Source organism: Oscillospiraceae bacterium (assembly GCA_015068645.1).
In the GTDB taxonomy this organism is placed as follows: Bacteria; Bacillota; Clostridia; order UMGS1840; family UMGS1840; genus SIG452.
On record SVKD01000010.1, the window covers coordinates 16,355 to 30,831 of the forward strand.

Here is a 14,477-nt window from a genome sequence, read left to right on the forward strand (position 1 = left end):
AAACATCTGTGAAAGAAATTATCACCTCTGCGAAAACAGTTGATGAAGCGATTGAAAAAGCTGTGCAGGAACTGGGTGTAGACAGAGATTTAATTGAGATTGAAATTTTAAATGCACCCACCTCAGGATTTTTGGGAATTGGTGCAAAGCCTGCAAGAATCTTAGCAAGATATGACGTAAAAAAACCGGAGGAAGAAACTTCCGCTCCTAAAAAAGAAGCAAAAGCTCCCAAGGCAAGACCTGAAAGAGCAGAAAAAACCGCAAGAACCGAGAAGAAGGTTGTAAAGGAAGAAGTAAAAGCAGAACCGAAAAAACCTTCTGTCAATTATGAAGATGATGCCGATTTTGTTCCTACTGAAAACGGCGTAGCATTTGTGGAAGAACACGTGAAAGAGCTGTTCAGACTGATGGATATTGCAGTTACCGCAGAAGTAACCCAGAAAGGCAGAATCATTTCTGTGAATCTGGTTGGGGAAGAAGCGGGTAACATCATCGGGAAACACGGTGATACCTTGGATGCTATTCAGCATATGCTGCAGTTAGCATTCAATAAAAAGATAAAAGGCGGCGAAAAAATCCGCTTAGATACCGAAGATTATCGTATGAAACGTGAAAAAACCTTAACCGGCTTGGCAAAAAGCATTGCAAACCGCGTAATTAAGTCTCACGGTAAATACGAATTGGAACCCATGAAAGCGTATGAAAGAAGAATCATCCATTCCGCTCTGCAGAGCTATCCGATGATTACTACCTACTCTGTTGGCGTGGAACCTCAGAGACGTCTGATTGTTGCATTTAAGCACAGAAATCAGCAGAATCAGGATGTAGCAGAAACTACCGAAGAATAAGGTGGATGCTCGATAAAATACCGCAGAGCGTTTTACTACCAACAAACCTCATCACTCGGCGTACACCCGGTACGCCTTCGGATTACCCCTTCTGGTTCGGTTTGTTTGTTCTACGATATTTTCTCATCGCCTGATTTGATGGTGGATGCTCGATAAAATACCGCAGAGCGAAAATTTAAAATAAGGGGCTGTCTGAAACATAGACAGCCCTTCACATATGCTGGTGTGGCTCAAAGGCAGAGCAGCGGTATCGTAAACCGCAGGTTGCAAGTTCGATTCTTGTCACCAGCTCCAAAAAACCGTACACAGATGTGTACGGTTTTTTGCTTTTATGATGATAAAAGAGATGAAGAAATGATGGATTGGTTATTCGATTAGATGGTTCTTTTGCAAAACAGATGATTTTAAAATGCAAATGGCTTTTTCTAAGCTGAAATTACATAAAAGATGTCCTTTTTTCGTATTTACATATGAGGCAAGTCGTGATATACTAAAGATAGTATATCCAGATAACAATGTAAGGAGGATATTGGAAGTATGAAAAAATTAAAAGTAATTTTAATCGGTGCCGGTGATCGAGGCAGAATTTATATCAGCAGAATGGATCCTGAAAAATTTCAGGTGGTTGGCGTTGCGGATCCCGTTCCGGCATTAAGACAGTTTGTAAAAGAAACCTACAATTTAACCGATGATCAGTGTTACGAAAGCTATGAAGACATTTTAGCAGTTCCCAAATTTGCAGATATTGCTATCATTGCAACCATGGACCAGCTTCATTATGCTCCTTGTATGAAAGCCATTGAATTAGGTTACGACATTCTGTTGGAAAAACCTGTTTCAGCAGACTATCAGGAGTGTGTGGATATGGCAAACGCTGCCAAAGAAAAAGGCAACAAAGTGTTGGTTTGTCATGTGTTGCGTTATGCACCCTTCTTTATGAAAATAAAAGAAATGATTAACGAAGGAAAAATTGGTCAGGTTGTTTCTGTGCATCACACTGAATGTGTAGGTCACGTGCATCAGAGCCATAGCTTCGTTAGGGGTAACTGGGGTAACTCTGAAAGAAGCTCCTGCATGATTCTGCAGAAATGCTGTCACGATATGGATATTATGCAGTGGCTGGTTGGTTCTCCCTGCAAAAACGTTCATTCGTTCGGCTCTTTGGGCCATTTCACCAGAGCAAACGCTCCCGAAGGTTCTCCTGAACGTTGTGACAAAACTTGTCCCATCTATGATACCTGTTATTACAATGCAGTAAAACTGTACTTAGAAGACGAAAAGAACACCTGGTTCCGAAATGCTGCCACCAAAATTGAAACTCCCACCAATGAACAGGTGGCAGAAGCATTAAAAACCACTCAGTACGGCAAATGTGTTTACAAATGCGATAACGATGTTGTAGACCGTCAGGTTGTAAACTTAGAATTTGAAAATGGTGCTGTGGCATCTTTCAATATGAGTGCTTTCAACGAAGGTGGACGTTACATCCGCGTTATGGGTACCGACGGTGAATTAAGCGGTTCCATCGGTGATATGCAGCTGGAATTCTTTGATTTCAGAACCCGTCAGAAAACCCAGATTGATTTGATAAATGCTACTGCTTCCAATTCTATCGTTGGCGGACACGGTGGCGGTGATCAGGGCTTGGTGAACTCTTTATATGATTACATCACCGGGAACTGTGACGAAAAGGAACTCAGTGCCATTGCAATTTCCGTGGAAAACCACTTGATTTCTTTCGCAGCAGAAAAATCCAGAGTGGAAGGTTCTATTGTAAATTTAGCAGAATTCAAAAAAGAATTAGGATTGAAAGAATAGAACACATACAAAAAAAGGAAGTATCCGATGATACTTCCTTTTTTGATGCCAAAAAACAAAAGAATTATTCTTTTACTTTGTTGTATTCTTTTACCATGAGCGCACGTTTGTAGCCACGGTCTTCGGAGATGGAATCAATATAGAATTTTCTGCCGTAGTAAAATCGAACCAAATCAAAATATTTGGCTGCGGTGTGCAGTTCCAGTCGTTTTACGCCTTTTTCCATCATCACGGTGTCCACCACGCTCATTAAACTTTTGCCAACCCCGTGGTTCTGGAATTCTGGACTAACGCCGAAACGACTTAAGTATGCGGTGCCGTCTTCTTTCACTTTGATACGCACACTGCCTGCAGGCACTTCGTTGATGAATGCCACAAACACTAATTTGTTGTCTAAATCACGAAGAATATCATCATAGGTTTCATTTAATGCTTCGGTATCTTCCAGCCCTGCATTTTTTACGTATTTCTGGAAAGAAATTTTGGTAATTGCCTGAATTTCAGGAATTTCCGCTTCAGTTGCCAAACGGATATGAAAGCCGTAGTAATCTTTTTCCTGTGCCATTTTTTATCTCCTTATTTCTTGTAGGAATCAGCCATCAGCATAGTCATAATTGCTTTTTGTGCATGCAATCTGTTTTCTGCTTCCTGGAAAATTCTGGAATGAGGACCATCAATTACATCCTCGGTTACTTCAAAGCCTCTGTATGCAGGCAGACAATGTAAGAAGATGGAGTTTTCATCGGTTAAGGAGAACAGTTTTTTGTTTACCTGATAATCACCGAATTCTTTTACTTTGGTTGCTTTTTCTGCTTCCTGACCCATACTTACCCAAGTGTCGGTATAAACGATGTTGGCACCTTTCATTGCTTCTTCGGGGTCACAGGTTTCCACGATTTTACAGCTTTTTGCCAGTGCTTTTGCTTTTTCAATCTGGTCGGGTACACATTTATATTTTTCGGGAGTTGCAATATAACAATCAATTCCTGCCATTGCACAAGCATGTGCTAAGGAGTGTGCCATATTGTTGCCGTCACCCACATAAGCAAATTTCAGACCTTCCAGTTTGCCGAATTCTTCGTAGATGGTCTGCATATCTGCCATTGCCTGACAGGGATGTTCTAAGTCGGTTAAGGCGTTGATTACGGGGATAGAACCGTATTTTGCCAGATCATACACGTCGTCTTGCGAGAAGGTACGAATCATAATCCCGTCCAGCATTCCGGACAATACGTTTGCAGTGTCATAAATGGTTTCCCCTCTGCCGAGCTGAATGTCATTGGAGCTTAAGAACAGGGGATGGCCACCCAGCTGATACATTCCAACTTCAAAGGAAACACGGGTTCTGGTAGAAGATTTTGCAAAAATCATCCCTAAGCTTTTGCCCGCAAGATAGGGGTGGGGAGTGCCAGCTTTCTGCATTTTTTTCAGTTTATGCGCTAAGGTTAAAATATCGTCAAATTCCTGTTTTGTAATATCGGTAATACTAATAAAATGTTTCATTTCTTTTCAATCCTCTCTTTTATAATGCTTGCAGTAATTCGTCTAATTTATCGGTAAGTAAATTGATTTCTTTTTCGGTAATAATCAGAGGGGGAACCAGTCGGAACACGGTTTCACCCACAGTGCCAACCAAAAATCCTGCTTCAAACAATTTTTTTGATAAGGCTTTTGCAACGGGTTTTGCGAACTCTACGCCAATCATCAGCCCTTTTCCGCGAACTTCTTTGATAATGGGAAATTTATCTTTTAAAGCGGTTAATTTTTCTTGGAAAATCGCACCCATTGTTTTGGCATTTTCTAAAACACCGTTTTCTAATAGTTCATTTACCACACAAAGACCTGCCGCAGTTGCTAAAGGATTTCCGCCAAAGGTAGTTCCGTGGTCACCGGGAACAAACGCAGAAAATTTTTCTTTGCAGAGAATTGCCCCAATGGGAACGCCACCTGCCAAGGCTTTTGCCAATGTGAAAATATCAGGTTCCACACCAACGGTTTCGTAAGCAAACAGGGTACCGCATCTGCCCATACCGGTTTGCACTTCGTCAAAAATCAGGACAATATCTTTTTCGGTACAGATTTTTCTGATTTCTTCTAAGTAAGTTTTTTCTAACGGACGAACGCCGCTTTCTCCCTGAATCACTTCCAGCATCACAGCACCGGTTTTTTCAGTGACTGCAGCCTTGAACGCATCAATATCATTTGCAGGAACGTGAATGAATTTTTCAACCAAAGGAGCGTAGGGCTTTTGATATTTTTCTTGTCCCGTAGCAGAAAGGGTTGCTAAGGTTCTTCCGTGAAAGGAATTTTCCAAGGTGATTACCTCAGGTTTTTCCTGTCCTTTATTATAAAAATATTTTCTGGCAAGTTTTAGGGCACCTTCGTTTGCTTCTGCACCGGAATTTGCAAAAAATGCTCTGTCGGCACAGGAGTTTTCACAAAGTGCTTTGGCTAAATTTGCCTGAGATTCAATATAATATAAGCTGGAAGTATGAATCAGTTTTTTTGCCTGATTGCAGATGGTTTCCACCAGTTTCGGATGATTGTGACCTAAGCAGTTTACCGCAATTCCTGCCATAAAATCATAGTAGATTTTACCGTCGGTTGCGGTCATGGTCATACCGTTACCTTCGGTGAAACAGACGGGAAGTCTTTCACCAAAAGTGTTCATATAATATGTTTTGTCGGTTTGTTTAATTTGCTCTAACATGTTTCTCACCTTTATTGCATAATTATGCAAGTATAATCAATAATAAACCTATTATAATACATAATTATGCATTTGTCAATAAGTTTTGCAATATTTTCTGTTTTTTCAAAAAAGTTATTTACAAATAGGGAATATTATGTTATAATACTATATTGAAGAAATATTGATAAATGTTGAAAAAAAGGTCCGCAATCTTGTTCTCGAGAGAGCAGACACCAACAAAAGAATTGAGAATTTATGCATAATATATACATGGATGCACAAAACCCGTAAGGAAAGGAACACGGCAGATTTCATATCGCCTTTTGGTAATCTTATGAGTGACAGATTAAATCATATCAGAAACTTTTCGATTATAGCACATATTGACCACGGAAAATCCACTCTGGCAGACCGTCTGCTTGAGAAAACCGGGGTTGTTTCTGCCAGAGAAATGGAAGAGCAGCTTTTAGACAATATGGAGCTGGAAAAAGAACGTGGCATCACCATTAAGGCAAGAGCCGTTCGTCTGGTGTACCGTGCAAAAAACGGAGAAGAATATATCTATAATCTCATTGACACTCCCGGTCACGTGGACTTTAACTACGAAGTATCCCGCAGTTTAAAAGCTTGTGAAGGTGCTATTCTGATTGTGGATGCGGCCCAGGGGATTGAAGCACAGACTCTAGCAAATGCCTACTTAGCGGTAGACAGTGATCTGGAAATTCTGCCTGTCATCAATAAAATTGACCTGCCCAGTGCAAGACCGGATGAAATCAAAAGAGAAATTGAAGACATTATCGGTATCCCTGCAGATGAGGCTCCGCTGATTTCTGCAAAAAACGGCACCAACATTGAAGATGTGTTAGAAGCGATTGCTAACACCATTCCTGCTCCCAAGGGCGATGAAAACGCTCCCTTAAAAGCGTTGATTTTTGACTCATACTATGATGCTTATAAAGGTGTTATTATCTATATCCGTGTGATGGACGGAAAAATCACCAAAGACACTACCATGAAAATGATGTCCAACGGCAAAGAATTTGAAGTGGTAGAAGTGGGGTATTTGAATGCTCTCGGTATGACTCCCTGTCAGGAAATCTGTGCCGGGGAAGTTGGTTATGTTACCGCTTCTATCAAAACCTTGCGTGATACTGCGGTTGGCGATACCGTTACCGATAAAGCAAATCCTGCAAGTGAGCCTCTGCCGGGGTATAAAGCAGTGCAGCCCATGGTGTTCTGTGGTTTGTATCCTGTGGATGGCGCAAGATACGATGACTTAAAAGATGCCCTGTTAAAATTGCAGTTAAACGATGCGGCGCTGATTTTTGAACCGGAAACCTCCATTGCGTTGGGATTTGGTTTCCGTTGCGGATTCTTGGGACTTCTGCATTTAGAAATCATTCAGGAACGTCTGGAGCGTGAATTCAACTTAGATTTAATCACCACCGCACCCAGCGTAATTTATAAAATCACCAAAACAGACGGTACCAAGATGGATTTGGATAACCCCACTAACTTGCCCAATCCGTCTGAAATTGCTTCCATGGAAGAGCCCTTTGTTTCTGCCACCATTATGACACCCACCGATTATGTGGGCAACATTATGGAGCTTTGTCAGGAACGCCGAGGCGTGTTTATTGATATGAAATATCTGGATGAAACTCGTGTTTCTATCCATTACGATATGCCCTTAAACGAAATCATTTACGATTTCTTTGATGATTTGAAATCCCGCACCAAAGGTTATGCATCTTTGGATTATGAATTGTCTGATTACAGAGAATCCAAGCTGGTAAAATTGGATATTCTCTTAAACGGCGAAATCGTGGATGCACTTTCCTTCATTGTGCATACCGATAAAGCCTATGCAAGAGGCAGAAGAATAGCGGAAAAATTAAAAGAAGTCATTCCGAGACAGTTATTTGAAATTCCCATTCAGGCGGCAATCGGCACTAAGGTTATCGCCCGTGAAACCGTAAAGGCAATGCGAAAAGACGTGCTTGCAAAATGTTACGGCGGTGACATCACCCGTAAGAAAAAACTTCTGGAAAAACAGAAGGAAGGGAAAAAACGTATGCGCCAGTTCGGTACCGTGGAGGTGCCCCAGGAGGCGTTTATGTCCGTGTTGAAACTGTAATGAAAGCAGGTCTTTATTTTCACATTCCGTTCTGCGTGAGAAAATGTGCGTATTGCGATTTTTATTCCGTTTCGGATACATCATCCCAAAGAGCGTATTTTAAAGCAATGCATGGGGAAATGGAAGCATACCGAGGAAAACAGATTCCTGTGGACTCGGTGTTTATCGGAGGGGGAACCCCTTCGGTGGCAGACGAAACAGAAATTGCAAAGCTTGTAAAAAAAGCAAGGGATATTTTTGATTTTTCATCCGACACGGAAATCACCATTGAATTAAATCCTAAAACCTTTGATGAGAAAAAACTGCTTGTCTATCGGGATGCAGGGATTAACCGTGTCAGTATGGGATTGCAGTCTGTAAACAATGACGAGCTAAAAAAACTGGGCAGAATCCATACCGCAGAAGAATTTTTGGCATCCTATCAGTTACTTCGTAAAATGGGATTTACCAATATCAATGCAGATATTATGTACGGCTTGCCGGATTCATCTATCGAAACTTTAAAGAAAACCCTGACTTTTTTAAAACAACTGGATTGTGAACATATTTCTGCGTATGCTTTAACTTTGGATGAGGATTCACCTTTGTACCGGAAAGGGTATGTGTTTCCCAATGACGACGGTGTGTATGAACAATACTGTTTGGTTTGCGAAATGCTTTCTCAGTACCGTCATTATGAAATTTCTAATTTTACGAAAGATGGCAAAGAACCTTGCCGTCATAATCTAAAATACTGGACCCGTGCTCCTTACATCGGTTTTGGTGCAGCAGCACACAGTTTTTTTGGAAACAAACGATTTTTTAATCCATCGAGTATTTCGGAGTATGTTGACGGAAATTTCGACAGATGTGAAGAAACAATTTCCAAAGAAGCTGCTTATTTTGAGGAACTGATGCTGTCTTTACGGACAGATATCGGCGTGGAACGCGAAAAATTGCCCTCCGGTTTTTGGCAACAAAACCAAGCATTGATTCAGCAATATCAAATGAATGGGTATGTGGATGTTACGCAGAAAGGGATTTGTTTAACCGAAAAAGGTTTCTTTGTGTCGAATGCTATTATATCATCCTTCCAAACGGAAATGGATTGACAAATTTGGGAAAGAAAGTTATAATAAAAAGATAACATTGTTCAAGTGAAAAAAACAATGGAGAGTTAATATGATGAGTGAGAATCAGAAAAAACAAAAAAAACAACTGAAGAAGAAACAAAAAGCCGAAAATTTTCGGGTATTCCGGAAGTTGTATTCTATGCCCAAGGTGTTTATCGGTTTTGTGTTTCTTTTGGTGTTTTCTTTATCTGTATATCCGTATAACCGCAATTTGGCGTTGATTCAGGTGACTTTGACAGTGGCCTTGTTCTTTGTGTTTGTTTTAACCGGAAATAATTCCAGCAAGAAATTTCGGGATTATATTGAGAGCTTGTCTTTTGAAGTTGGATCTGCAAGCCACAATTCCGTGTTGAAGTCGCCGTTTCCCATGGCGGTTATGAGAGCCAATGGAGAGTTGGTTTGGTGTAATGATGCTTTAGGATTGCTGTTGCCAACCGAAGATTATATTGGACGATCTCTGAGTGACTTCTTTCCCGACTTTTTATTAAATCATGTGAGTGGTATTTCGGAATTTTCTACCGCTGACAAAAGCTTTACCGTGTATTCTGTGGTAACAGATGATACCGTGGCTGTGGACGAACGTATTTATGTTTGCTATTTTTCTGAAATTACCGATTATATTGCCTTGAAGCAAAAATATCAGGATGATATGATTGTGAAAGGACATATTTATATTGACAATTTAGATGAAATTACCAAGCAGATTTCTGATGCGGAACGTACGATGATTGCTTCTCAGGCAGAACGGATTATTTCTGAATTTGTTGGCTCTTATCAAGGTATTTTGAGCAAAATGGATCGTGACCGTTTTACCTTTGTGATGGAGCATAAATCCTTCGAAAAACTTCTGGAAACCAAAATGTCTGTGTTAAAAGAAGTGAAGAATATTGAAACCTTCGGAAGCCTTCCCGTAACATTAAGTATCGGGATTGGTGTGGGAGAAAGTCTGGGTGAAACCGAGAATTTCTCTCGTGTGGCTTTGGATATGGCATTAGGTCGCGGCGGTGACCAGGCGGTTATCAAAGTGGGAAATGATTTTACCTATTTTGGCGGTCAGAACCGTGAAATTGAAAAACGTACCAAGGTGCGTTCCCGTATTATTGCACTTTCTTTCAAAGAGATGGTGCATCATGCAGACAAAGTGCTGGTAATGGGACATAAAAATGCAGATATGGACTCCTTGGGTTCTGCATTAGCTCTTGCAAGAGTTGCAGCCGCTTTTGATAAGCCTGCTCATATTATTTTAGAAGATACCAACGTGAATACCGAAGCGATTCTGACGAAAACCCGTTTGGATAAAGATTTTGAAAACACCTTCATCACGGAAAGTCAGGCAGAAATGATGATTACCGGTAAGACAGTTTTGGTAGTGGTGGATACCCACAGACCCAATCTGGTTGCGGCTCCCGATTTATTAAAAGAAGATGTGAAAGTTTTCTTAATTGATCATCACAGAAAGGGCGCAGATTTTATTTATGATGCTGCTCTTACCTTCCACGAGCCGTATGCATCTTCCACTTGTGAATTGGTGGTGGAAATGCTTCAGTATCTGGATGATACGGTAAAATTAAAGAGAATCGAGGCCGAAAGTCTGTATGCGGGGATTCTTCTGGATACGCAGAATTTCTCTATGAAAACAGGTGCCAGAACTTTCGAAGCAGCATCATACTTAAGAAAACTGGGAATGGACCCCAATGCTGCAAGAGATCTGATTAAAACTGATTTTGCCAACTATGTAAAAGTTTCTGATATTGTAAAATCTGCTGAAATTTATAAAGGCTCCATTGCCATTGCCAAGTATTACGGTGATGAAGGAGACAGCGTGTTTATTGCGCAAGCAGCAGATGATTTGATTGATATTAAAGAAATTGAAGCTGCATTTGTAATTTTCCGTCGGGGAGAAGACACTATTATCAGTGCCCGATCCAACGGAACCATCAATGTGCAGGTGATTATGGAGAAACTTGGTGGCGGCGGTCATCAGACGGTGGCAGGTTGCCAGAGCCGTGAACTTACGGTAGATAAGTCTATTATGCTTATCAAAGAAGCTTTGGATGAAATGGAAGAAGCATAATTTTATGCGGATAGAAAGGAAGACAAAATTATGAAAGTTATTTTATTACAGGATGTAAAAGGAAGCGGCAAAAAAGGGGATATTATCAATAGTTCTGACGGATATGCAAGAAACTTTTTATTCCCCAAAAAATTAGCTGTGGAGGCTACCGAAGCAAATTTAACCACCTTAAAAAACCAAAAGGATTCCGTGGCACATAAACGTGCCGTAAATCATGATAATTCCGAAAAATTAAAAGAACGTCTGGAAGCAGCCACTTTCAGCGTTTCCGCGAAATCCGGAGATAACGGCAAATTATTTGGTGCCGTAACCTCCATTGATATTGTGAAAGCCATCAAAGACCAGTCCGGTATTGAAGTAGAAAAGAAAAAAGTGGTTTTAAAGGATGCTATCAAAACCCTTGGTACCTATGAAATCACCGTGAAATTATTTGAAGATGTCAGCGCAAAAGTAAAAGTTGAAATCAAAGGATTGTAAGTTTTATGGATATGGTAAGAGATTTACCCTATAATCTGGAGGCAGAAGCAGCGGTTTTAGGGTCTGTCATTATTGATAAAGAATGTTTGCTGGAAGTAATGGAGTTTATTTCCGCAAACGATTTTTACGTGCCGAAAAATCAGGAGATTTATAAAGCAATCACCAATTTATTCAATCTGAATATTCCGGTGGATGTTGTTACCCTTTATGATGAATTAATCCGTATGGGCATTTATGAGCAGGTGGGTGGCAAAGAGTATATTTTAGATATTGTCAATTCCGTTCCCACCACCGAAAATGTGAAACATTATGCCAAAATTGTGGCTGACCAGGCTCACTTAAGAAAGTTGATTACCTTGTGTCAGGATATTGAAAATGAAGGATATGCCTCTAAGGGTGCTCAGGAAGTTACCGAGTATGCCATTTCCAAAATTTTTGATTTGGTTTCCGAGCGGGATACCGGTGGAATTACCCATATTAAGCCCATTATTTACCAAAACTATAATAAATTTGCAGAAATGCTGGAAAATCGGGGTCAGGTAGCAGGAATTCCCACAGGTTTCAGTGAATTGGACCGCAGACTGTCCGGATTAAAACCTTCCACTTTGGTGCTGATTGCTGCCCGTCCTGCTATGGGGAAAACCTCTTTTGCCATTAATATTGCGCAAAATGTTGCCATTACACAGAATTTACCCGTTCTGATTTTTTCTTTGGAAATGTCCAAGGAAGAACTGGTAAACCGTATTATTTCTTCTGAAGCAAGAATTGAATCCGATAAAATTCGTTCCGGAGAAATTACCCCGGAAGATATGAATAAATTTTTAGATGTAATGGAGCCTTTGTCCAAAGCTCCGATTTACATTGACGACAATGCTTCCGCTACTGTTACCGATATTCGCGCCAAAGCCAAACGTATGAAGTTGGAAAAAGGTTTGGGACTGATTGTGATTGACTATTTGCAGCTGATGCAAAGCGGACGCCGTGCAGAAAGCAGACAGGTGGAAATTGCTGCTATCAGCCGTGATCTGAAGGTGCTTGCAAAAGATCTGGAGGTTCCTGTGATTGCAGTTTCCCAGCTGTCCCGTGGACCGGAAAACCGTGCGGATAACAAACCGATGTTGTCCGACTTGAGAGAATCAGGAGCGATTGAGCAGGACGCCGACATTGTTATGTTCTTATTCCGTGAGGAATATTATAAACCCGAAACAACTGAAAAGCATAATATCGGGGAATGTATTATCGCTAAGCACAGAGCAGGGGAAACCGGTTCCTTTGAAATGACCTGGCTTGGGAAATATACCAGTTTTTATGATTTGGAGACCCGCCATGAGCCGTATTGATTTTTCTCACGATGTGTTTTTAAATCACGTGAGAGCGTTGATTGAGCGGGAAGATATGATAAACCACGGAGAGTCGGTGCTGGTGGGGTTATCCGGCGGTGCTGATTCTGTGGCGCTTTTGCGAGTTCTTCTGGAACTTCGCGAAGAATACGGCATGAAATTATGTTGCGCGCATATTCACCATGGTCTTCGTGGCGAAACTGCTGATCGTGATATGCAATTTGCAGAGGATTTATGCCAAAAATATGAGATTCCCATTGCAGTTTTGGAAGAAGATGTAAGAAGCTATGCCAATCAATACCATCTTTCTTTGGAAGATGCGGGAAGAAAAGTGCGATATGCATTTTTTGAGAAGCAACATACCGATAAAATTGCAGTTGCGCATATGAAGGATGATAATGCCGAAACGGTCTTAATGAACCTGTTAAAAGGGAATTTACCGCTGGGAATTGCTCCTTGTCGGGAGAAAATTATTCGTCCGCTTTTAGGCGTCACAAAAGAAGAAATATACGCCTACTTAAAATATTTGGATCAAGATTTTGTTACTGACGAAACCAATTTTCAAAAGGATTATACCCGAAATAAAATTCGTTTGGATTTAATTCCCTATTTAGAGCAACATTTTAACACAAATTTCACAAACACCGTGTATCATAGTTCCGATGTGCTTTATCGGGAACACCAATTTTTGGAAGAAAAAGCCCGAGCAATCTATCAGCAGGTGGCAACGGAGGGGGATTCCTCTGTGATGCTTTCGTTGGCTCCGCTTTTAGAAAATGAGGACGTAATGGTCAAACGTACCATTCGTTATGCCTACTATCAGATGTGTTGCAGCGGAGAATGTATTTCCTACCGGCAGACAGAACGGCTGTATCAATTGTGTATTGATGGAAAAAAGGGAAAACAGATCTCCTTGCCGGGTGGAATTGTTGCCTTATTATCCGGAGAATTTTTAGTTTTTAAGTATAGCGGGGAACAGGCTTGTAAACCTGTTTTATTAGAAGCAGAAACACCCGTTTGTTTCGGAGAAGCTGATTACAATATTTGTTTATCCAAATCCAAAGATTGCGATGCAACATTTTGCTATCCCATCTGTGTGAAAGCCGGGGATAGCGTGTGGGTTCGTCAAAGATGTGCCGGAGACAAACTTTATTTTCAGAACATTCGTATACATAAGAAATTATCAGACTTTTTTATCGATAAAAAAATTCCGCTTCATGAGAGGAACGGGATTCCGCTTGTTTGTGTTAATCATGCTGTGCGGGTGGTTGTAGGTCATTTTTATGAAGAAGTGACCAATTGTCCAGAGGAAGAACAATATTACATTGTTATAAACAAAAATAAATAAAAAGGAACCAAAACAATGATTTATCAGGAGAACGATATCAAGAAAATTTTGTTTTCAAAAGAAGAAATTAAGGCAAGAATCGAAGAAATGGGAAAACAGATTACCGAAGATTATAAAGATGCCAAAAGTCTGCTTGTGATTGGTATTTTAAAAGGTTCCTGCGTATTTTATGCAGATTTAATCCGTGAAATTAATTTACCCATTGAAATTGAATTTATGTCAGTTTCCAGCTATCAGGACAGCAGTATGTCTTCGGGAGAAGTAAAAATTGTGAAAGATGTAGGCACTTCTGTTGCCTTAAAACATGTGTTGTTTGTGGAAGATATCATTGACACGGGATTTACCATGTCTAAAGTGATGGAGATGTTTGAGGAACGGGGTGCCGCTTCCGTAAAGCTTTGTTCATTGCTCAGCAAACCCGATCGTCGCAAGGTGGAAATTTCCATTGATTACTTAGGATTTACCATTCCGGATGAATTTGTTATCGGGTACGGTTTGGATTATGCGGAACGTTATCGTAATCTGCCTTTTGTGGGTGTGTTAGACGAATCGGTTTATTTATAAGACTTTTTACCCCGTGTGGGGTTTATGATAAAAATGCAGGAGGATTTCAATGAAAAAACATATTAAA

12 protein-coding genes and 1 tRNA gene are annotated in these 14,477 nt (G+C 40.5%); 10 read left to right on the forward strand and 3 right to left on the reverse strand.

Annotation, left to right across the window (positions count from 1 at the left end; all coding sequences use genetic code 11):
* The first annotated feature begins 8 nt into the window (after positions 1 to 8).
* The 3 genes from E7413_05625 (at position 9) to E7413_05635 (ending at position 2,666) form a co-directional block, all read left to right on the forward strand.
* Positions 9 to 848, forward strand: coding sequence for a protein jag (locus E7413_05625; protein ID MBE7019336.1), 840 nt, complete (start codon positions 9 to 11; stop codon positions 846 to 848).
* A gap of 219 nt (positions 849 to 1,067) precedes the next feature.
* Positions 1,068 to 1,142, forward strand: a tRNA-Thr gene (locus E7413_05630).
* 243 nt (positions 1,143 to 1,385) lie between these two features.
* Positions 1,386 to 2,666 carry a Gfo/Idh/MocA family oxidoreductase gene (locus tag E7413_05635; protein ID MBE7019337.1) on the forward strand — a complete coding sequence of 427 codons (1,281 nt, stop codon included), beginning with the start codon at positions 1,386 to 1,388 and terminating at the stop codon, positions 2,664 to 2,666.
* 64 nt (positions 2,667 to 2,730) lie between these two features.
* Here E7413_05635 and E7413_05640 read toward each other — a convergent pair whose 3' ends face one another.
* Genes E7413_05640 through E7413_05650 form a run of 3 tightly spaced genes read right to left on the reverse strand, consistent with a single transcriptional unit; the run spans position 2,731 to position 5,376 of the window.
* A complete protein-coding gene (locus E7413_05640; protein ID MBE7019338.1) occupies positions 2,731 to 3,231 on the reverse strand; it encodes a GNAT family N-acetyltransferase in 501 nt (166 codons plus the stop codon).
* 11 nt (positions 3,232 to 3,242) lie between these two features.
* Entirely contained in the window at positions 3,243 to 4,169 is a 927-nt protein-coding gene (argF, locus tag E7413_05645) for an ornithine carbamoyltransferase (protein MBE7019339.1), read from the reverse strand.
* Positions 4,170 to 4,188: 19 nt separating this feature from the next.
* Complete coding sequence (locus E7413_05650; protein MBE7019340.1) at positions 4,189 to 5,376, reverse strand: aspartate aminotransferase family protein; 1,188 nt, start codon at positions 5,374 to 5,376, stop codon at positions 4,189 to 4,191.
* A gap of 316 nt (positions 5,377 to 5,692) precedes the next feature.
* Between E7413_05650 and lepA the strand changes: the two genes are divergently transcribed.
* The 7 genes from lepA (at position 5,693) to hpt (ending at position 14,410) form a co-directional block, all read left to right on the forward strand.
* Positions 5,693 to 7,495, forward strand: a complete 1,803-nt coding sequence (lepA, locus tag E7413_05655; GenBank protein MBE7019341.1) for an elongation factor 4 — start codon at positions 5,693 to 5,695, stop codon at positions 7,493 to 7,495.
* The gene (gene hemW / locus E7413_05660; protein ID MBE7019342.1) at positions 7,495 to 8,586 is read left to right on the forward strand and encodes a radical SAM family heme chaperone HemW; all 1,092 of its coding nucleotides are present in this window, start codon (positions 7,495 to 7,497) and stop codon (positions 8,584 to 8,586) included. Before lepA ends, hemW begins: the two co-directional genes overlap by 1 nt.
* A gap of 70 nt (positions 8,587 to 8,656) precedes the next feature.
* Entirely contained in the window at positions 8,657 to 10,681 is a 2,025-nt protein-coding gene (locus E7413_05665) for a hypothetical protein (GenBank protein ID MBE7019343.1), read from the forward strand.
* A gap of 30 nt (positions 10,682 to 10,711) precedes the next feature.
* Complete coding sequence (locus tag E7413_05670) at positions 10,712 to 11,158, forward strand: 50S ribosomal protein L9 (protein MBE7019344.1); 447 nt, start codon at positions 10,712 to 10,714, stop codon at positions 11,156 to 11,158.
* Between the two features lie 5 nt (positions 11,159 to 11,163).
* Positions 11,164 to 12,498: a replicative DNA helicase gene (dnaB, locus tag E7413_05675; protein ID MBE7019345.1), complete on the forward strand. Its 1,335-nt coding sequence runs from the start codon at positions 11,164 to 11,166 to the stop codon at positions 12,496 to 12,498.
* Entirely contained in the window at positions 12,467 to 13,846 is a 1,380-nt protein-coding gene (gene tilS / locus E7413_05680) for a tRNA lysidine(34) synthetase TilS (protein ID MBE7019346.1), read from the forward strand. Before dnaB ends, tilS begins: the two co-directional genes overlap by 32 nt.
* 15 nt (positions 13,847 to 13,861) lie before the next feature.
* Positions 13,862 to 14,410 (forward strand): hypoxanthine phosphoribosyltransferase, encoded by a 549-nt coding sequence (hpt, locus tag E7413_05685; GenBank protein MBE7019347.1) that lies wholly within the window; start codon positions 13,862 to 13,864, stop codon positions 14,408 to 14,410.
* The last annotated feature ends 67 nt before the right edge of the window (positions 14,411 to 14,477 follow it).